16 protein-coding genes are annotated in these 18,697 nt (G+C 59.2%); 6 read left to right on the top strand and 10 right to left on the bottom strand.

Features of this window, described 5'->3' with window-relative positions:
* Nucleotides 1-5: 5 nt before the first annotated feature.
* The gene (locus CX511_RS23495) at nucleotides 6-2,066 is read right to left on the bottom strand and encodes an AsmA family protein (RefSeq protein ID WP_101292111.1); all 2,061 of its coding nucleotides are present in this window, start codon (nucleotides 2,064-2,066) and stop codon (nucleotides 6-8) included.
* A 326-nt stretch (nucleotides 2,067-2,392) separates the two neighbouring features.
* Between CX511_RS23495 and CX511_RS23500 the strand changes: the two genes are divergently transcribed.
* The 3 genes from CX511_RS23500 (at nucleotide 2,393) to CX511_RS23510 (ending at nucleotide 4,682) form a co-directional block, all read left to right on the top strand.
* Nucleotides 2,393-2,749 carry a hypothetical protein gene (locus CX511_RS23500; protein WP_101292110.1) on the top strand — a complete coding sequence of 119 codons (357 nt, stop codon included), beginning with the start codon at nucleotides 2,393-2,395 and terminating at the stop codon, nucleotides 2,747-2,749.
* Between the two features lie 134 nt (nucleotides 2,750-2,883).
* Nucleotides 2,884-3,513, top strand: a complete 630-nt coding sequence (locus tag CX511_RS23505) for a TetR family transcriptional regulator (protein ID WP_045182212.1) — start codon at nucleotides 2,884-2,886, stop codon at nucleotides 3,511-3,513.
* Between the two features lie 59 nt (nucleotides 3,514-3,572).
* Nucleotides 3,573-4,682, top strand: coding sequence for an AGE family epimerase/isomerase (locus tag CX511_RS23510; protein ID WP_101292109.1), 1,110 nt, complete (start codon nucleotides 3,573-3,575; stop codon nucleotides 4,680-4,682).
* A gap of 62 nt (nucleotides 4,683-4,744) precedes the next feature.
* Here the strand turns inward: CX511_RS23510 and CX511_RS23515 are convergent, their stop codons facing one another.
* From CX511_RS23515 to CX511_RS23540, 6 genes are all read right to left on the bottom strand, one after another.
* Nucleotides 4,745-5,512 (bottom strand): SDR family oxidoreductase, encoded by a 768-nt coding sequence (locus CX511_RS23515; protein ID WP_045182208.1) that lies wholly within the window; start codon nucleotides 5,510-5,512, stop codon nucleotides 4,745-4,747.
* 669 nt (nucleotides 5,513-6,181) lie between these two features.
* Complete coding sequence (locus CX511_RS23520) at nucleotides 6,182-6,898, bottom strand: ABC transporter ATP-binding protein (protein ID WP_045182206.1); 717 nt, start codon at nucleotides 6,896-6,898, stop codon at nucleotides 6,182-6,184.
* Nucleotides 6,895-7,770 (bottom strand): ABC transporter ATP-binding protein, encoded by an 876-nt coding sequence (locus tag CX511_RS23525; RefSeq protein ID WP_101292108.1) that lies wholly within the window; start codon nucleotides 7,768-7,770, stop codon nucleotides 6,895-6,897. The genes CX511_RS23520 and CX511_RS23525 overlap by 4 nt, the downstream gene beginning before the upstream one ends.
* Nucleotides 7,767-9,050, bottom strand: coding sequence for a high-affinity branched-chain amino acid ABC transporter permease LivM (gene livM, locus CX511_RS23530; protein WP_045182202.1), 1,284 nt, complete (start codon nucleotides 9,048-9,050; stop codon nucleotides 7,767-7,769). The genes CX511_RS23525 and livM overlap by 4 nt, the downstream gene beginning before the upstream one ends.
* A 2-nt stretch (nucleotides 9,051-9,052) precedes the next feature.
* Nucleotides 9,053-9,967 carry an ABC transporter permease subunit gene (locus tag CX511_RS23535; RefSeq protein WP_045182200.1) on the bottom strand — a complete coding sequence of 305 codons (915 nt, stop codon included), beginning with the start codon at nucleotides 9,965-9,967 and terminating at the stop codon, nucleotides 9,053-9,055.
* A 159-nt stretch (nucleotides 9,968-10,126) separates the two neighbouring features.
* Nucleotides 10,127-11,263, bottom strand: coding sequence for a branched-chain amino acid ABC transporter substrate-binding protein (locus CX511_RS23540; RefSeq protein WP_101292107.1), 1,137 nt, complete (start codon nucleotides 11,261-11,263; stop codon nucleotides 10,127-10,129).
* A gap of 472 nt (nucleotides 11,264-11,735) precedes the next feature.
* On the opposite strand from CX511_RS23540, the gene pncB reads away from it, so the two are divergent.
* Both pncB and nadE read left to right on the top strand, forming a co-directional pair.
* On the top strand, nucleotides 11,736-12,938 hold the full coding sequence (gene pncB / locus CX511_RS23545; RefSeq protein ID WP_045182197.1) for a nicotinate phosphoribosyltransferase: 1,203 nt from the start codon (nucleotides 11,736-11,738) through the stop codon (nucleotides 12,936-12,938).
* Between the two features lie 3 nt (nucleotides 12,939-12,941).
* A complete protein-coding gene (gene nadE / locus CX511_RS23550) occupies nucleotides 12,942-13,769 on the top strand; it encodes an NAD(+) synthase (protein WP_045182196.1) in 828 nt (275 codons plus the stop codon).
* Nucleotides 13,770-13,901: 132 nt separating this feature from the next.
* On the opposite strand, the gene azu is transcribed toward nadE, so the two are convergent.
* On the bottom strand, nucleotides 13,902-14,348 hold the full coding sequence (gene azu / locus CX511_RS23555; RefSeq protein WP_045182195.1) for an azurin: 447 nt from the start codon (nucleotides 14,346-14,348) through the stop codon (nucleotides 13,902-13,904).
* Between the two features lie 374 nt (nucleotides 14,349-14,722).
* Here azu and CX511_RS23560 point away from each other — a divergent pair, with 374 nt between their 5' ends.
* Complete coding sequence (locus CX511_RS23560) at nucleotides 14,723-15,310, top strand: cytokinin riboside 5'-monophosphate phosphoribohydrolase (RefSeq protein ID WP_045182193.1); 588 nt, start codon at nucleotides 14,723-14,725, stop codon at nucleotides 15,308-15,310.
* Here the strand turns inward: CX511_RS23560 and CX511_RS23565 are convergent.
* The gene (locus tag CX511_RS23565; RefSeq protein WP_101292106.1) at nucleotides 15,307-16,209 is read right to left on the bottom strand and encodes a transglutaminase family protein; all 903 of its coding nucleotides are present in this window, start codon (nucleotides 16,207-16,209) and stop codon (nucleotides 15,307-15,309) included. The two genes, CX511_RS23560 and CX511_RS23565, sit on opposite strands and share 4 nt — an antisense overlap.
* Nucleotides 16,209-18,695 (bottom strand): circularly permuted type 2 ATP-grasp protein, encoded by a 2,487-nt coding sequence (locus tag CX511_RS23570; protein WP_101292105.1) that lies wholly within the window; start codon nucleotides 18,693-18,695, stop codon nucleotides 16,209-16,211. Before CX511_RS23570 ends, CX511_RS23565 begins: the two co-directional genes overlap by 1 nt.
* Nucleotides 18,696-18,697: the final 2 nt, after the last annotated feature.

Genomic DNA, 18,697 nt, shown 5'->3' on the forward strand with positions numbered 1-18,697 from the left:
AACTTTTAGCCCGCCTTCACCGCCCGCGGTGCTTTCCCCGATTTCATCTGCTCTAGCAACGGCGTGCATTGATTCGGCACATCACCGCCCGGCGCGACCAGCGCCAGCAGCCCCGCCGCCGGTCCGATCAAAACCCCCAATGCAACCATTCCCGCGCCACGCAACGCCAGTGGCACTGCCTGTACACCCGCACTGGGCTTGGCAAAAGGACCGCGCACGTACAACGGCGAGCGCAGTGATAACAGGCGCACGCCCTTGGATTCAGGATTGATCTTCAAGTCCAGCTGTTCGCTGGCGAAATTGGCCGTGCCATTGATGTAGATAATCGCGTTCTCGGTATCAAAAACGAACAAACGCGTGGTCGCCAAGCCATCCTTGATACCGAAGTCGGCTGCGGCGCAGTTGATCTTCACTTCCTTGTCACCGAACAACTGCCCCACTACATAGTTGCCCACATTGAGCCCGGCGATCTCCATCAGGCCGCGACTGATGGCGCCATCGTTGATGAGCATTTTCAGATTGCCGTTAGCGGTGGCCAGCAATGCCGCCACCGAATTACCCCGACCGCTGAGGTCGGCGTCCCCATTGAGTTGACCAAAGCTGGTCTTCATGGGCTCGAAGGTCGGGAACAGTTGCTTGAGCTTGAACCCTCGCGCACTGAGTTGAGCCCGGCCCTGCAAAGGCACCGCCCGCCCGTCCAGGCGAACCTGGGCATCCAGGGTCCCCCCGGCCACGCCAAAACGCAGTGGTTCCAGACGCAGTACACCATCGTCGAGGACAAAGTGGCTGGAGAGATCGGTGAACGGTAACGCCTCGCTGTGGACAATGCGCTTGCCACTGAAGGTTACGTCGGCGTCCATGGTCCGCCAACGCTCGGTGCGGAACTCCTCAACCGGTAGCACCTTACCCGCCGGTTGCTTGCTGGCCCCACCACGCGCCTTTTGCTCAGCGTTGGAGTCGGCACCGATCAGCGGTGCCAGGTCTTTGAACAGCAACTGATTGGACACCAGCTTGCCACTGAGCTTGGGCCGCGGCTGGCTGGAGACAAAGGTCAGGTCACCCTGGATATCGCTGTCGCCGATCTTGCCGTTGAAGCCTTGGTAGCGGAAAAACGCACCGCCTGGCTCGTGCAGTTTGGCTAGCAGATGACCGTCGGTGGAATACGGCGGTGAATCCGGCAGGGTCACCCCGGTCAATGGATAGAGGTTGCCCAGGCTTGCGCCTGACAGACGCAGACGCAGGTCCAGAGCACCTAGATTGCGCGGATCGGTCAGGGTGCCGGCCAGAGCGATACGGGTATCGGCTATCTGCATGTCGGCCTGCAGCGGGAACGGCTGTGAGGCATCTTGCAGCGCCAGCAGGCCTCCAATCTTGCCATTGCCAGAGAGCGGCTGGCCTTTGTAGCGCCCTTTGACCTTGAGGCCAAAGGCGTAGTCCTGAGCAGCCCCAGCCTTCTGCGCCGTGGCCTTGCCGACAATGTCGCTGAACGGGATCGGCTTGCCTAAGGGGTCGATCACCACATCGACGCTGGTTTTCAGCGTGTGGTCGTCAATGTTCACCCGGCCCTGATCGAATCCGATAGCGCCGATGTCTAGCACCCAGTTCGAAGGCTCAGTCTGATCATCCTTGGGCCCGAAATCAAACGTCCAGTTGGCCCGGCCATCGGCCAGGCGTTTGAGTTTGGCGGTGGGTTGGTTGAGATCGATGCGCGGAATGACGACTTGCTGAAACAGCAATGGCAACGGCGCCAGGCGAAACTCGACACGCTTTAGGCTCACCATTTGTGGCTCTTTGAGCCAGTCCGGGTTGCCCAGGGTCAGGTCTTCGGCGATGAAGTGCGGCCACGGCAACCAAGCTCGCCAACCACCCTGCTCCGGCTCACGCTGCCAGCGCACATCAAGGTTGCCGTTGATGGCGAAAGGGCGATGCAACGCTTCAGATACCTTGGCATTGAGGGTCGGTTTGACCCGGTTCCAATCGAACGTCGCGATGGCAATTACCAGGAGTGTCAGCACCAGCAACAGGCTGCTGAGGGTCCAGATGAGGATTCTGGCGGGACGCGTCATTGCAAAATTCTCCTGACGCCCATACAGCAAAACTGGGCGTATTGATGGCACTTAATCATCGGACTGATGAAAACCTGAGGGGTTTAATTGATGACGGAATTTCCCTGGATTTTCCCGTTTCCCCATCAATCCGCGCCAGGCCAACCCCCTGCAGCAGCGCCCGAACACGACGGCAAAACCTCTTGAAAGCATTGTTATAGAGCCTTAGCTGCAAAGCATCAATTCCATCGATTGTCACCATTATCCTTATGAACTTCTATCTCTCGCCCCCAAGCGTAGCATTGGCCCCGTACCCACTTTCCAGCCCCATCAAGGAGCACCGAACCATGAAACGCCAATTGCTGCTGAGTCTGTCCCTGTCCATCCTGGCTGCCAATGCCTTCGCCGTTCCAGCCAGTGAGCAAAGCCTGACTGCCGAGTCCCGCTCCAGCTCCACGGTGATCTCGCAACCGCTGAACACCCTGGCCGAAGGTGGCTCGGATCGTCTGCTGGAACGCAACCGTGTCGCCGAAGGTGGCGCCGACCGCCTGCTGGAACGTAACCGCATCGCCGAAGGTGGCGCCGACCGCCTGCTGGAGCGTAACCGCGTCGCTGAAGGTGGATCTGACCGTCTGAAAGAGCGCTATCAAGTTGCCGAAGGTGGTTCTGACCGTCTGATCGAAAAGAACCAACGGGCGAGCTGAAGCCTATGCCAGACAACAAGAGGTACCAGCGCTGTAGCAGCTCCCCTCCCAGCCCGGTCCATTGACCGGGCTTTGTTTTTCCGTGCGCAGGCTATTAGAGTGCAGGGCTGTTTCATTGCCAGCCGATACTCGCCATGCTGCCGCGCGCCGAACAAAAGCTACAGACCCGCCAAGCCCTGCTGGATGCCGCCCGCCACCTGATGGAAAGTGGTCGAGGCTTCGGCAGCATCAGCCTGCGTGAAGTAAGCAAAAGCGCCGGCATTGTACCGACGGGCTTCTACCGCCACTTTTCCGATATGGACCAACTCGGCCTGGCCCTGGTTAATGAAGTCGGCGAAACCTTTCGCCAGACCATTCGCCTGGTGCGCCAAAACGAATTCGAACTTGGCGGCATTACCAACGCCTCGGTACGCATCTTTCTCGACGTGGTGGCGGCCAATCGTCCGCAGTTCCTGTTCCTTGCACGCGAACAATATGGCGGCTCACAGCCGGTACGCCAGGCGATTGCCACCCTGCGCCAGGGCATTAGCTCAGACCTGGCCACTGACCTTGCGCGCATGCCGCGTTGGCAACACCTGGACAATGCCGCGCTGTCGGTAATTGCTGACCTGGTGGTGAAAACCGTGTTCGCGACCCTGCCAGAGCTGATCGATGAACCGGCTGACGGCAGTGCTGAGCCACTGAGTGCGCAGGAGAAAATCATCCAGCAACTGCGCTTCATCTTTGTCGGCGCCAAACACTGGCAAGGGCTCAGCACCCTCTAGGGCTGAGCCATTTCCTGCTACCATGCGCGCAAACGCCTTGATTGCGACGATTTTTCTCCATGCCCGACCTTCGTACTGCCCAGCCCGAACTGCCCGCCCTGCTCGAACAGGCCCAGGCGCACTTTACCCAGCGCATCGTGCCGCTCTGGCAAGGTCCTGGCTGGAACGCAACGTTGGCTCTGCCTTACGAAGCGCTCGACCCGCAGCAGCAGCCTCTGCCCGTGCAACGCTACCGGGCCATGGCCTGTGCTCGGCAGTTGTACCTGTTCAGCAGTCGCATCGAGCAACCCGGCGCCCGTGAACGCGCTGCCGCACTGTTTCGCTCGTTGCAACGACACTTTCACGATGCCGAGCATGGCGGCTGGTTCTACAGCATCGATGCTCAGGGCAAGCCGCTGGATCGACGTAAAGACCTCTACACCCACGCGTTCATCATCTTTGCCTGTGCCCATTACTGGGGGCAGGTTCGCGAGCAGTTGATCGAGTCGACTCTCAATGCGGCGCTGAGCGTGGTCGCCGAACAGTTCGCACGTGATGATGGCTTGTATGAGGCCAGTCTCGCTGAAGACTGGTCGGATTTGGCCAGTGGCCCCTTGCAGAATCCGTTGATGCATTTGGCTGAAGCCTTCCTCGCCACCCTCTCAGTGCGTGATGACGCCGCTGTTGAAGACGCCTTGGCAAGCTTGGCGGCAGCCATGCAAACGCACTTCATCGACCCTGAACACGGGGTGATGCTGGAAAAGCCGCGGGGTGCTGTGGATAACTGGTTCGAGCCAGGCCACCAGTTTGAATGGTTCTACTTGCTGGAGTCTTCACCGCTGCTAGGCAGCAGCGACCTGCATGCTTCACTCAGCCGGGCGTTTGCCTACGCCGAGCAATACGGGGTGAAAGACACTGCCGTATTGGCCATGCTCAGTGCTGATGGCCAGGTCCTCGATGCCACTCAGCGCATCTGGGCTCAGGCCGAGTACGTGCGCGCGCTAGCCTTGCGCCCAGACAATGCCGACAAAGTCCTGATCCAGCTACAGGCGCTGCAGCAGCGTTTCCTGCATGCTGGTGGCTGGTATGAGTGCCGTGACGCCAGTGGCGCGGTCAGCCGTAGCGATATGCCATCGACCACGCCCTATCATCTGGCGACCTGCCTGCAAGGTTTGCAACGTCAGGTCTGACGCCATAGCCAGCAAGGCCGACTCCCTCATGGTGGGAGCCGCTCTTGCCGGCGATGAGGGCCTCAAGCCTTGCCGGAACGATCGATCGAAAAGCCCGCCCACGCCTGACTCACCGGCATCAGCTCAAGGCTGTTGATGTTGATGTGTGCCGGCTGGTTCATGATCCAGAAGATGGTTTCAGCGATATCCTGCGGCTGAATTGCCTCGGCGCCCGCGTAAGTCGCGTCATAACGCGCCTGGTCGCCACCGAAACGCACCAGGGAAAACTCGCTTTCGCACAACCCCGGCTCAATGTTGCTCACGCGCACGCCCGTGCCTTGCAGGTCGCAGCGCAGGCTCAAGGAAAACTGCCCGACAAAGGCCTTGGTGCCGCCATACACATGGCTGCCCGGGTACGGATAGTTACCCGCCACCGAGCCGACGTTGAGAATGGTCGCGCCGCGGCCATGGGCGATTAGCCGGGGCAACAGCAGGCGGGTGCTGTACATCAGGCCCTTGATGTTGGTATCGACCATGGTGTCCCAATCATCCAGATCGCACTTGGGCGCAGGATCCGCCCCCAGGGCCAGCCCGGCGTTGTTGATCAGCCCGCGCAGCTTGGCGAATGAGGGCGGCAGCGTGGCAATCGCCGCTTCCATCGCCTTGCGGTCACGTACGTCGAGGACCAGGCCGTGCACTTCGGTAGTCTTCGACAGCTCTTCACACAGCGCATCCAGGCGCTCCTGACGGCGACCGGTCAGCACCAGCGACCAGCCGGCTTCGGCGAACCGACGGGCACAGGCTTCGCCAAAGCCCGAGGTCGCGCCGGTGATGAAAACGGTAGAGGTCATGCCTAACTCCTTGCAAGTCGAGATCACGGCTGAGCAGCATGCCCGCCGACAACGCCGCCAGCAAGCATAGCCGCACTGTACAAAAAACAACCAAACCCGCCAACACCTTGATTCATATGGGCTGTAGCAAACGTTGCTCACCTTATCCACAGGCTCTTGCACACACTCTGGGGGCAACTTCGAGCCCTGTAGACCGGGCTTTGGCGTGGCTTGAAAGTATTTTCCTTGACCACTGGCCTGCTGTTTGACCTCAGCACCTACGGCCTTTCCATTGAGGAATTTCCGATGCTGGCCCAACGCCTGTGAGTACGGCGCTTTGCGCATTCTTTCCAATGCTTGCCCACAGACTTATCCACAGGCTTGGCGCTATATTTCATGCCGGTTGCGCCAGTTATAAAAAACTTGACAAGAGCCGCTGAAAATCTTTATTGAACACTTGATCAAAAAACAACCAGATGGCCGAAAGCCTTGAAAACAAAGGCCTGTAGCAAGGTGCCACCAAGTTACCCACAGCCGCTTCCACACCAATGGTGGACAACTCAAAAGCTCGGCAAAACAGCTGTTTGCAGCGACTTTGTGTCGCGTCTGAAAAGAAGTGCTCGTAAGGTTTTCCACAAAGCTGTGGAAAAAAAACGCCCTGCATTGCAGGGCGCTTTGAAGCGGGTCGAATCAGTGTCCACCCAGGTAAGCGTTACGCACCTCTTCGTTGACCAACAGCTCCTGGCCAGTACCGGTCAGACGGATCTGCCCGTTGACCATCACGTAGGCACGGTCCGAGAGCTTCAGCGCATGGTTAGCGTTCTGCTCCACCAGAAAGATGGTCATGCCAGTCTTGGCCAGTTCCCGCAGAGTAGAGAAGATCTGTTTGACCACAATCGGCGCCAGCCCCAGCGACGGTTCATCGAGCAGCAACAGCTTGGGTCGGCTCATCAACGCCCGGGCGATGGCAAGCATTTGCTGCTCACCACCGGACATGGTCATGGCCCGTTGGTTACGTCGCTCCTTGAGCCGTGGAAACAACTCGAACATGCGCTGCATGTCTTCGCTGGCGAACTTGTCACCAATGGGGATGGTGCCCATCATCAGGTTCTCTTCCACCGACATGTCCGGGAACACCCGCCGTCCTTCCGGCGACTGGGCAATGCCATTGGAAGCGATGTAGTGGGACGATTTGTGAGTGATGTCCGTCCCACGATAGACAATCTGCCCACTGGCCGCCCGTGGCTGACCAAAGATCGACATCAGCAGGGTCGACTTGCCGGCGCCATTGGAACCAATCAGGCTCACCGTCTCACCTTCATCGATGTGCATCGATACTTTTTTCAGCGCCTGGATCGGCCCATAGAACACATCCAGGTCCTTGAGTTCGAGAATGGGTGCAGTCATACCAGCTCCTCTTCGTCAGCACCCAGGTAGGCGGCGATCACCGTCGGGTTGTTGCGGATGTCCTGTGGCGCGCCTTCAGCAATCACGTTGCCGTGATCGAGAACGACGATATGGTCAGAGATGCTCATGACCATGCCCATGTCGTGTTCGATGAGCACCACGGTCAGGTCGTGCTCGTCGCGCAGCACCCGAATCATCTTGCTCAAAGCTTCGGTTTCCTGCGGGTTGAGGCCTGCTGCCGGTTCGTCCAGGCAGATGATTTGCGGTCGTGTGCACATTGCCCGGGCAATCTCCAGACGGCGCTGCTGCCCGTACGACAGCTCACCAGCCAAGCGGTTGGCGCAATCGACCAGGTCGACCACTTCCAGCCAATAGAACGCGTGATCGAGCGCATCGCTTTCGGCCTTGCGATAGCCCTTGGTGTTAAGCACACCAGCCAGCAAGTTGCGGTTGACCCACATGTGCTGGGCCACCAGCAGGTTTTCCACCACCGACATTTCCTTGAACAGGCGAATGTTTTGGAAGGTGCGCGCCAATCCAGCACGGTTGACCAGGTGGGTACCACCAAACATTTTGTAGTGCAGGCGGCTGATAAAACGCTTGGGTGAGACGAAGTCGCCCAACTGGAAGCGCTCGCCAAGCAGTTGGATCACGTTGGTGCGGGTACCGCGCATGTTCAGTTCGATCTTCCCGCCACTGGCCTTGTAGAAGCCGGTCAGGCAGTTGAATACCGTGGTCTTGCCCGCACCGTTGGGGCCGATCAGGGCAAATATCTGGTTGCGCTTGACCTTGAGGCTGACATCGCTGAGCGCCTTGATGCCACCAAAATGCATCATCAGGTGTTCGACCGAGAGAATCACGTCATCGCTCATGGCGCCACTCCTTTACGCGGGACTACACCGGTACGGCTGATACGAATCAGGCCGCGCGGTCTCCAGATCATCATCAACACCATGAGTACGCCAAACAGCAACACCCGGTACTCGGAGAAGCTACGCAGCAGCTCTGGCGCCACGGTCAGGACGAATGCCGCAATCACCACGCCGACGGTCGAACCCATGCCGCCGAGTACCACGATGGCGAGGATCAGCGCCGACTCAAAGAAGGTGAACGAGGACGGGTTCACAAAGCCCTGGTAACTGGCGAAAAACACTCCGGCAAGGCCGGCTGTGGAAGCACCCAGAGTGAAGGCTGAGAGTTTTACCAGCACGTGATTCAGGCCCATGGAGCGACAGGCGATCTCGTCTTCACGCAGCGCTTCCCAGGCGCGACCGACTGGCATACGGGTCAGCCGGTGCTTGATGTACAGCACCGCCAGCACCACCAAGAACAGCACGATGTAGATGAACAGGAACTTAATGTTGGGGTTGTAGGCGATACCGAAGAACTCGTGAAACGGCACACCGCCGTCTTTAGCCCGACGCCCGAACTCCAGGCCCATAAAGGTGGGCGAAGGCACCGGCATACCGTTCGGACCGCCGGTGAACGACAGCCAGTTGTTCAGTATCAAGCGAATGATTTCACCGAAGCCCAAGGTCACGATGGCCAGGTAGTCACCGTGCATCCTCAGCACCGGGAAGCCCAATATGCACCCGGCTAATGCGGCGGCGATTGCAGCCAGTGGCAGCACGGTCCAGAAGCCCAAGCCCAGGTACTGGTAGCCCAGTGCAAGGCCATAAGCACCGATGGCATAGAAAGCCACGTAACCCAGGTCGAGCAGGCCAGCCAGCCCCACCACAATGTTCAGGCCAAGCCCCAGCAAAACATAGATCAGGCCGAGGATGACCACGGTAAGCAGGTACTTGTTGGCAAAGAACGGAAAGACAATGGCGATCACGATCAGCGCCGGAATGATCCAGCGCAGCCGCGACTTGTAGTCCGGCGCCAGCACATGCACACCGGAACTACTGCCTTCGAAACCTTGCAGGATCGATTGGCCCTTGGGGGTCTGCAGGAACAGGCTGAGCAGGAAGCGCCCGACCATGACCCCGGCTACCAGCCAGGCGACGCGGGTCGGTTCCATGTTGAAGCTGTAGCCGTCGAGCACCACGCCGACGATGGGCCCGAAAACAATCAGGGAAATCAGCCCGGCGAGAATCGCATCGATCAGACTGCGCTTTAGATCGAATGAAACGGTTTTGGCAGCAGACATACTTACACCTTCGCCACGAGTGGGCGACCCAGCAGGCCTTGGGGACGGAAGATCAGAATCAGCACCAGCAGGGAGAAACTGAACACGTCTTTGTAATCGGAGTTGATCAACCCGGAAAATAGCGACTCGGAGATACCGAGGATGATCCCGCCGAGCATGGCGCCCGGCAGCGAGCCGATGCCACCCAATACCGCTGCGGTGAAGGCCTTGATGCCGATGATGAAGCCGGCATAGAAGTCGAAGGTGCCGTAGTTCATGGTGATCAGCACACCGGCCAGCGCGGCCATCACCGCGCCGATGACAAACACGTAGGAGATCACCCGGTCAGTGTTGATCCCCAGGATCGAAGCCATCTTGCGATCCTGCTGGGTTGCACGGCACATGCGTCCCAACTTGGTGAACTTGATGATGTAGGTCAGCGCGGCCATGCCGACGAAAGCGGCAATCAGGATAAAGATCTTGGTGTAGGTCAGTTGCACGAAACCGCTACCCACTTCCAGGCGCCAGGCACCTTCGAGCAGGGTCGGTACGCCTTGCTGACGCGCCCCCTGGCTGATCTGCGCGTAGTTCTGCAGGATCAGCGAAATACCGATGGCACTGATCAAGGGTGCCAGGCGGGTGGAGTTACGCAGGGGTTTGTAGGCGATGCGTTCGATGGTCCAGCCATAAACGCCTGTTACCACGACCGTGAAGATCAGCGTCCCGAGCATCAACAGCGGGAAGGATTCGATACCGAAGTACGCCAGCAATGCCAGACTGATCGCCGCCAGGTAAGCGGAGATCATATACACCTCGCCGTGCGCGAAGTTGATCATGCCGATAATGCCATAGACCATTGTGTAGCCGATGGCGATCAGACCATAGACAGACCCCAAGGTCAGTCCATTGATCAGTTGCTGCAGAAAAATACCATCCATAACGCAATCTCACGTATTTGAGATTGCACAGCGCCGACTACGGTGAGCCCCGGATGAAGCGGCCCTCGCAGCGCAGGGTTGTGCATATCTACGAGAAAAGACAGGTACGGCGCAAAACCGGGTAGCGACCCGGGCACAGACCCGGGTCGGATACCGTTGTTATTTTTGTTTTTCCAGCTGGTGGTATTTGCCGTCCTTGTCCCACTGGTAGACCACATAGTCGGAAACGGTCAGGTCGCCTTTGGCGTCCCACTTCTTCTCGCCCATCACGGTTTTCACTGGGTTGGCCTTGAGCCACTTGGCAGCGTCTTCACCCTTGTTCGACTTGGCGCCATTGAAGGCGGCGGCCAGGGCCTGGACCGACGCGTAGGCGTACAGGGTGTAGCCCTCTGGTTCGGTGCCGGCCTTGCGGAACTCCTCTACCACCGCCTTACTTTCAGGCAGCAAGCGTGGGTCGGCACCGAAGGTCATGTACACGCCGTCTACGTACTGCGCACCACCGGCAGTGGTGACCAGCTCGTCAGTGACGATGCCGTCATCGGACATGAATTTGACGTCTTTGAGACCCTGCTCACGCATCTGTCGAACCAGTGGGCCAGCTTCCGGATGCAAACCGCCGAAGTAGACGACATCGGCACCTGCTGCGCGGATCTTGGTGACCACAGCGCTAAAGTCCTTCTCGCCACGGGTCAGGCCTTCGTACAGCACTGGCGTCACGCCTCGCTTGGCCAGTTGAGCTTTGGTGGCATCCGCCAGGCCCTGACCGTAGGTGTCCTTGTCATGCAGGACCACAACCTTCTTACCCTTGAGCACGTCGACGATGTAATCGCCAGCCACGATGCCCTGCTGATCGTCACGCCCGCACATACGGAACATGCCGCTCAGGCCGCGCTCGGTAACCTGCGGGTTGGTCGAACCCGGCGTGATCGCGATGATCCCGGCTTCGTCATACACCTCGGAAGCGGGAATGGTGTTGGACGAGCAGAAGTGCCCCACCACGCCAGCGACCTTGTCCTGATCAACCAGACGGTTGGCCACGGCCACTGCCTGCTTCGGTTCACAGGCGTCATCGCCCCTGATCAGAACGATCTTCTCGCCGTTGACACCGCCCGCTTTGTTGACGGCATCAGCCGCCGCCTGGGCACCTTTCATGTACTGCTCGCCAAACGCTGCGTTGGCACCGGTCATCGGGCCTGCTACACCGATCTTGATGTCGGCCTGAACATACGAAGAAACACCCAGCGCCGTAGCTACGGCAAGGGCCAGAAAGCCTTTCTTGTAAAACGTCTGCGACATGAGGTGGTGCTCCTTGGAGTTTTTTTGGTTGGCACTACAACTTTCAGCAATTGCTCTGAGCAAGGGCCGTGCCATTGGTTTTTTATTCTGGAAAAACTCATGAAGAACTTACCGCAGCCCTGAGCGCGTCCTTTTTTTACTGGCTGTGCAACCGTCTGCCGCAAGGCGAGCGCCACCCCATCCAGAGAAAAAGAGCAACCACAAAGTGCCATCATTGCAACCCCGGCAAGTGTTTACGTGCAACCAGCCTGTAACAGCATGCGTAACCGAACTGCACATCCTTGGTGCGCGACTGCTACACCGGGCACCATTACAGGCTAGCTGCTGATCTGGGAAAGTGCTGCAGCTACAAGCTGCTACTGATGTACCCGAAGCCCACCCGCCCACCTGTGGAAAAAGGCTGGCACAATGGACAGGTCTGTGTGTCATTGCTGCTGGCAGTGGATGGCGCGCGCCCTTTACGGAGCCCCTTATGAGCGAGAGCGCCTTCGCCGATCGCATCGTGCAGAACCTGCTCGACACTGATTTCTACAAGCTGAGCATGATGCAGGCGGTGCTGCACAACTACCCCAACGTCGAGGTTGAATGGGAGTTCCGCTGCCGCAACGGCGAAGACCTGCGCCCCTATCTGGCGCAGATACGCGAGCAGATCGAGAAACTCTGTGAACTGAGCCTGGCGAATGGCCAATTGGATTTTCTGGAGCAGATCAGCTTTATAAAGCCAGACTTCCTGCGCTTTCTCGGTTTGTTCCGCTTCAATTTGCGTTATCTGCAAATGGGCATCGAAAACGACCAGTTTTATCTGCGTCTACGGGGACCCTGGCTGCATGTAATCCTCTTCGAGGTGCCGTTGCTGGCAATCATCAGCGAAGTGCGCAACCGCCACCGCTACCCCCAGGTCAAGCTCAGCGAGGCCCGTGACCAGCTCTACCGCAAGTTCGACTGGCTCAGGGCGCATGCCAGCAGCGATGAACTGGCTGAGCTGCAAGTGGCAGACTTCGGCACCCGCCGACGCTTCTCCTACAAGGTTCAGGAAGAAGTCGTGCGGGTGCTCAAGGACGATTTCCCGGCACGCTTTGTCGGTACCAGCAACGTCCACCTGGCACGAAAACTGGATATCAAGCCCTTGGGGACCATGGCCCATGAATGGATCATGGCCCACCAACAATTGGGCCCACGCTTGATCGACAGCCAGATCGCCGCCCTCGACTGCTGGGTGCGTGAATACCGCGGCTTGCTCGGTATCGCCTTGACCGACTGCATCACCATGGATGCCTTCCTCGGCGATTTTGACCTGTTCTTCGCCAAGCTGTTTGATGGTCTGCGCCATGACTCGGGTGATCCGGTGCTTTGGGCAGAAAAGGCCATCGCCCACTACCGCAAGCTGGGAATCGACCCGATGACCAAGACCTTGGTGTTCTCCGATGGCCTGAACCTGACCAAGTCCCTGGAGATCTTCCGTGCCCTGCGCGGTCGGATCAATGTCAGCTTCGGCATTGGCACCAACCTCACCTGTGACATTCCCGGGGTGGCGCCAATGAGCATCGTGCTTAAAATGACCGACTGCAACGGCCAGCCTGTCGCCAAAATTTCCGACGAGGCCGCCAAGACTCAATGTCGCGACGAAAACTTCGTTGCCTACCTGCGCCACGTCTTCAAAGTGCCCAAGGAGTAATTCATGCAAGCCGTCCAGCGAGAGATTGCGCAAGCGCTCAAGGTCCAGCCGCCCTTCGCCGACCGCGCAGCACTCGATACCGAAGTGACCCGTCGCGTGGCGTTCATCAAGCAATGCCTGAATAACGCGCGCCTCAAGACCCTGGTGTTGGGTATCAGTGGTGGTGTCGATTCGCTGACGGCAGCGCTGCTGGCGCAACGGGCGATCAACGAGCTGCGCAACGAATCCGGTGATCCGGACTATCGCTTCATTGCCGTACGCCTGCCTTATCACGTGCAGCATGACGAACACGATGCCCAGGCCTGCCTGGAGGTGATCAAGCCGGATGAACTGCACACGGTGAACATTGCGCCCGCCGTCCAGGCGTTGAGCAAAGAAGTGAAAGCCTTGGAGAACAGTCAGCCGGCCATGGTCGACTTCGTGACCGGCAATACCAAGGCGCGCATGCGCATGGTCGCACAATACACCATCGCCGGTGCTCGTCAGGGCCTAGTGATCGGCACTGACCATGCTGCCGAAGCGGTGATGGGGTTCTTCACCAAGTTTGGTGACGGTTCCTGCGACCTGGCGCCATTGAGCGGCCTGGTGAAAAACCAGGTGCGTGACATTGCGCGCAGCTTTGGCGCCCCGGAATCACTGGTAGAAAAAGTGCCGACTGCCGACCTTGAAGACCTTGCGCCAGGCAAGCCGGACGAAGCGTCGCATGGCGTGACCTACGCACAGATCGACGCCTTCCTGCACGGTGAGCCGGTCAGTGAAGAGGCGTTTGCGATTATCAAGGGGACGTACGAGAAGACCCAACACAAGCGCGAGATGCCGTTCGCGCCCTGATTTGATCGTAGCCGCTGACGCCAGGCTGCGATCGGGCGTGAAACGACCGTCATTCAGGCCCATCACGGTGACTGGATGACGACTGCTTCGCAGTCGATCGCAGCCTGGCGGCAGCGGCTACAACGGGTCAGATTACTTCAGAGTAACAGTGCCTTTCATCATCGAGATGTGGCCTGGGAACGAGCAGAAGAAGCCGTACTTCTCATCAGCCTTGAGCTTGGATACATCGAAGGTCACCGAGTCGGTTTCCTTGGCGCCAATCACTTTGGTATGAGCAATAACACGCTCATCGCCGTCTTTCAGATAGTTCTTGTCGATACCAGCGCTCAAGCCGTCGGTGGCGATCGGCTGCATGTCAGCTTCTTTACTGATCACCAGGTTGTGGCCCATCACGTTCTTCGGCAACGAACCGGAGTGCGTCAGTTCAACAGTAAAAGTCTTGCAGCTCTTGTCGATTTCAATGGCCTTGGTGTTGAAGGTCATCTGATCGGTGGAGTCGACCGTGACCTTGCACTCAGCGGCGAATACCTGAGTGCTGGCGAGGGTCAGCAAGGATACGGCTACAACTTTGGCAAACATCGTGAATCTCCTTGGCAGGGTTTTATCAGTTTGCAGACTGCCTGAAAGCGTGAGGCGAACCCATGATGTGGATCAAGTGCTAGCAAAGCGCCATCAGCAGTGAATTTGTTCTATGAATTGTATACATGAAATCTAAGTGCCCATCATGCACCGTTGAGGGAGGATGAAACAACCTCTCATTAAGGAGTAATTGCCATGACCCTCAACAGCCTTATGCGCAGCCTTCTGGCCGCTTATGCCTGCGGTGCCAGTGGTGCGACGTGTGAGTTCGCGCGTCCGGAATAACCCGCACTTCGCAGTTAATGTCACCGCTCACTCTTGGAAGGTACCGTTCAGCCGCTTACTCTGTGCGCGCTTGTAACCGGAGAGAAGCAATGCCTGTACGTTCCGTTTGTGTGTTCTGTGGCGCCAGCGCCGGCGTCAACCCAGCCTACCGGGAAGCGGCCATCGCCCTTGGTCAGACCATCGCTCAACGCGGTCTGACCCTGGTCTACGGCGGCGGCGCGGTTGGCCTGATGGGGATCGTTGCCGACGCCGCCATGGCAGCTGGCGGCGAAGTGATCGGGATTATCCCCGAAGCGCTGAAAAACGCCGAGGTCGGCCACACCGGCCTGACCCGCCTGGAAGTCGTCGATGGCATGCATGCGCGTAAAGCACGCATGGCTGAACTTAGCGATGCCTTCGTGGCCCTGCCCGGTGGCCTGGGCACCCTGGAAGAACTGTTCGAAGTCTGGACCTGGGGCCAACTGGGCTACCACGCCAAGCCCTTGGGCCTGCTCGACGTCAACGGCTTCTACAGTAAGCTGGGCAGTTTCCTCGATCACGTGGTGGAAGAAGGCTTCGTCCGTCCACAGCACCGCGCCATGTTGCAACTGGCCGACGCCCCCGGTGAACTGCTTGATGCCATGGACAGTTTCCAAGCGCCCGTCGCGCCCAAATGGGTCGACAAAAAACCTGATTAGAGCTGCCCCTCCTCCACCGGCATGACCGTGACCTGCACCTGCGGGTCATGGTTGCCCCCGCCGAGGATCACCCCGCGCAAGGGCGACACATCGGAAAAATCCCGGCCCCAGGCCAGAGTGATGTGCTCCAACCCAGGCCGCAGGTTGTTGGTCGGGTCGAAATCAACCCATCCCTGCGTTGGACAGAACACCGAAACCCAGGCATGGGACGCATCAGCACCGACCAACCGGGGTTGCCCTGGCGGCGGCCGAGTCAACAGATAGCCACTGACGTAGCGCGCTGCCAGGCCTCGCGAGCGCAGGCAAGCGAGCATGAGGTGGGCGAAGTCCTGACAGACACCGCGACGGCGCTCCAGCACCTGCACCAACGGCGTAGCAACCTGGGTCGCCTCGGCATCGAAGGTGAACTCGGTATAGATCTTTTCCATTAATGCCTGGGCGCCAGTCAGTAACGGTTGCCCAGGGGCAAAGCACGACGCACTGAACGCTACGAAGCGCTGTTTGAGACGCACATAGGGCGACTCGAATCGGTAGCGACAGGCCTGCAGATGTTCATCCGATCGCGGTTGAGCGGCATAGCTCAGTGCATCACGCACCTGCTCCCAGGCGGGAGAGGCACTCAACTGCGGCTCGGCACGCGGCAAGACTTCAATCTGCAAGCGCGCCACCACCCGCAACTGATCATGCTGACGTTCAAAGGCCAGCCGCGTAAGCGGGTTACCGAAGACATCCCATTCATCACGTCGCTGGGTCGGCATCGGGCTGACCTGTAAGACCTGCGCCGTGCAACGTTGCCAAGCACAGGGCCGCGGCCATAGATGCGCCAGTTGTTGGGCCAGCGAGACCGGGCTGTCATAACGGTAATGGGTGTCGTGAATGACCTGGTAATGAGCGCTCATCAGACCGACACCGTTTGCTGGCTGACATCGTCGACATGGGCGAAATGACGCAATGCCAGGCGCTCGGAAATCTCACCGCTGGCCACGGCGATGTCGTGTAACAGATCGGCCAGGCCAAGCAGCACCGCGTGAATGCTGGCACTGCCGAACAGCGAATCCTCGAGGCTGCGCAAATCAAAATGCTTGAGTTGTTCGGCCAGCAACGCCAGACCAGGATCCACGCTGCCAGCGAACTCGGCGCACAAACGTCGATAGGCGCTCACCAGCAATTTGAGCTGGAACAGCACCGCATGAGGGTTCTGCTCATCGAGCAGCAAGAGGTCGAGCACCGGAATCAACTGGGCCACCGCCAGGTAGCGTGAGCGATAGGTAATACTGCTGTTACCCAACTCCAGCAGCCACTCCAGCCCGGCCTGATCGAACACCGCAGGCCCCCGCAGAAAGGCCGCCAAGCTGCTGCACAGAGACTGCAGACGCTCGATGCGCCGACCGATCATCAAGAAGCGCCAGCCCTCGTCGCGGGTCATGTCATCCAAGGCAAACCCGGACAGCGCCGCCATGGACATAAGCAGGCGGTTGAGAAAATCCACCTGTTCACCAAAGTCTGCAGCGTCATCATCAAGGCTGCGCGATTCGCGCTGTAACTCCACCAGCGCCTGCCAGTTTTCGCGCGAAAGCTTGCCGCGTACTTGCGAAGCCGCCCACTGCAAACGCTGCAAATTGGCATTGAGGCTGAAAGCCCAGTCGCTGTCGGCCAGAGCTGTACGCAAGCGCTCGGGCAATGTGCCCTCCTCTGGCAGTAACGCCAGTTCATCGGCCAGGGTTACCGCCGCCTGCAGGGCCAGGGGGTCATCGCCGTCCAGATAGCGGGTGAGGATAATCCGCAGCAAGCGAGCGCTGGCGTCGCAGCGTTCGCAATAGCGCCCGTACCAGAACAGGTTCTCCACCACGCGCGAAGGCAGGAATGGGTCCTGGCGAACCAGGTCTGCCACCCGCAAATCACGCTGACTGCGCCACGGCTCACCGACCGCTGCCGCTTCACCCAGCACCCACGTGTCTTTGCTGGCACCGCCGCGCTGCATTGACACCACCTCAGCGTCGGCAAGGGCCGCGACCCGCGTCAAGCCACCAGGCAACACGCGGTACCCTTGCGCCGACGCCACTGCATACACGCGCATGCCGATAGCCCGAGACTGCAACTGGCCCGTGTCCTGCTGCCAGACCGGCGCCTGGGACAGCTGCGCCAGCTCCTGGGCAACATAGGCATAGGGACGCGCCTGAATCCGCTCGGCCAAGGCTTGGCGCTGAGCACTGTCCAGGTCACGACCGAACACCGGCCTGAAGCTCTGGGAAGGAAACGCCGGCTTGACCAGTAACTGCGGTAATTGCTCCAGCGCCCGCGCCATCACTGCAGGTTCCCCGCACCACCAGGTGGCAATCGATGGCAGGCTGAGCGCTTCGCCAAACAGACGCTGATTGATCGCAGGTAAAAAGCCGAGCAATCCGGGCGACTCCAGCACGCCGCTGCCCAAGGCATTAGCCACCAACACCCGACCCTGGCGCACTGCATCGAGCAGTCCCGGCACACCCAGAGCGGAATCGGTGCGCAGCTCCAGCGGGTCGCAGAAGTCATCATCCAGGCGGCGCATGATCGCGTGAACACGGCGCAGGCCGCTGAGCGTCTTGAGGTACACCGTGGCATCGCGCACGGTCAGGTCACTGCCCTCTACCAACGGATACCCCAGCTGACGCGCCAGATACAAATGTTCGAAATAGCTTTCGTTGAACCGCCCCGGTGTCAGCAGGACCACCAAGGGTGGCTCTGTATCGTTGGGTGCCAGGCGGATCAGGGTTTGCTGCAAAGTCCGGAAAAAACCCGCCAGATGCTGCACCTGCAGATCCCGGTACAACTCCGGCAAGGCCCGTGAAACGATGGTGCGGTTCTCCAGCGCATAGCCGGCCCCGGACGGTGCCTGGGTGCGGTCGGCGGTCACCCACCAACGTCCGTCCGGCGCCCGCGCCAGATCAACCGCATACACATGCAGAAACGTCCCGTCGGGCGGGCATATACCTTGGCACGGCCAAAGGAAATTGTTATGCCCGTAAACCAGTTCAGCCGGCAGCATGCCGTCGCTGATCAGGCGTTGTGGCCCGTAGATGTCTGCCAGTACGGCATTGAGCAACCGAGCGCGCTGGGCGACGCCTGCAGCCAGCTGCTGCCATTCGCCAGCAGGCAACACATGCGGCAAAAGATCGAGTTCCCAGGGGCGATCAGCGCCCTTGGGGTCGGCATAAATGTTGTAGGTGACGCCGTTTTCCTGCAACTGCCGGGTCAACGAAGCCTGGCGCTGTGCCAACTGCGCCGGACCGCTGCGTTGCAGATAGTCGCACACCGGCTGCCAATGGCCACGAACCTTGCCTTGGGCTGCAAGCATTTCGTGGTAAGCACCCGCTTGCAGCGGGTAGGCATCAAACAAGTCAGGCATGG

Source organism: Pseudomonas sp. S06B 330, assembly GCF_002845275.2.
Classification (GTDB): domain Bacteria; phylum Pseudomonadota; class Gammaproteobacteria; order Pseudomonadales; family Pseudomonadaceae; genus Aquipseudomonas.

What these genes read in the sequence shown, in the direction of transcription:
- CX511_RS23565 (WP_101292106.1), bottom strand. Translation starts at nt 16,209, where the DNA reads ATGAGCGCTCATTACCAGGTCATTCACGACACCCATTACCGTTATGAC.
- CX511_RS23560 (WP_045182193.1), top strand. Translation starts at nt 14,723, where the DNA reads ATGCCTGTACGTTCCGTTTGTGTGTTCTGTGGCGCCAGCGCCGGCGTC.
- pncB (WP_045182197.1), top strand. Translation starts at nt 11,736, where the DNA reads ATGAGCGAGAGCGCCTTCGCCGATCGCATCGTGCAGAACCTGCTCGAC.
- CX511_RS23515 (WP_045182208.1), bottom strand. Translation starts at nt 5,512, where the DNA reads ATGACCTCTACCGTTTTCATCACCGGCGCGACCTCGGGCTTTGGCGAA.
- CX511_RS23495 (WP_101292111.1), bottom strand. Translation starts at nt 2,066, where the DNA reads ATGACGCGTCCCGCCAGAATCCTCATCTGGACCCTCAGCAGCCTGTTG.
- livM (WP_045182202.1), bottom strand. Translation starts at nt 9,050, where the DNA reads ATGTCTGCTGCCAAAACCGTTTCATTCGATCTAAAGCGCAGTCTGATC.
- CX511_RS23540 (WP_101292107.1), bottom strand. Translation starts at nt 11,263, where the DNA reads ATGTCGCAGACGTTTTACAAGAAAGGCTTTCTGGCCCTTGCCGTAGCT.
- CX511_RS23570 (WP_101292105.1), bottom strand. Translation starts at nt 18,695, where the DNA reads ATGCCTGACTTGTTTGATGCCTACCCGCTGCAAGCGGGTGCTTACCAC.
- CX511_RS23500 (WP_101292110.1), top strand. Translation starts at nt 2,393, where the DNA reads ATGAAACGCCAATTGCTGCTGAGTCTGTCCCTGTCCATCCTGGCTGCC.
- CX511_RS23510 (WP_101292109.1), top strand. Translation starts at nt 3,573, where the DNA reads ATGCCCGACCTTCGTACTGCCCAGCCCGAACTGCCCGCCCTGCTCGAA.
- azu (WP_045182195.1), bottom strand. Translation starts at nt 14,348, where the DNA reads ATGTTTGCCAAAGTTGTAGCCGTATCCTTGCTGACCCTCGCCAGCACT.
- CX511_RS23520 (WP_045182206.1), bottom strand. Translation starts at nt 6,898, where the DNA reads ATGACTGCACCCATTCTCGAACTCAAGGACCTGGATGTGTTCTATGGG.
- CX511_RS23535 (WP_045182200.1), bottom strand. Translation starts at nt 9,967, where the DNA reads ATGGATGGTATTTTTCTGCAGCAACTGATCAATGGACTGACCTTGGGG.
- CX511_RS23505 (WP_045182212.1), top strand. Translation starts at nt 2,884, where the DNA reads ATGCTGCCGCGCGCCGAACAAAAGCTACAGACCCGCCAAGCCCTGCTG.
- nadE (WP_045182196.1), top strand. Translation starts at nt 12,942, where the DNA reads ATGCAAGCCGTCCAGCGAGAGATTGCGCAAGCGCTCAAGGTCCAGCCG.
- CX511_RS23525 (WP_101292108.1), bottom strand. Translation starts at nt 7,770, where the DNA reads ATGAGCGATGACGTGATTCTCTCGGTCGAACACCTGATGATGCATTTT.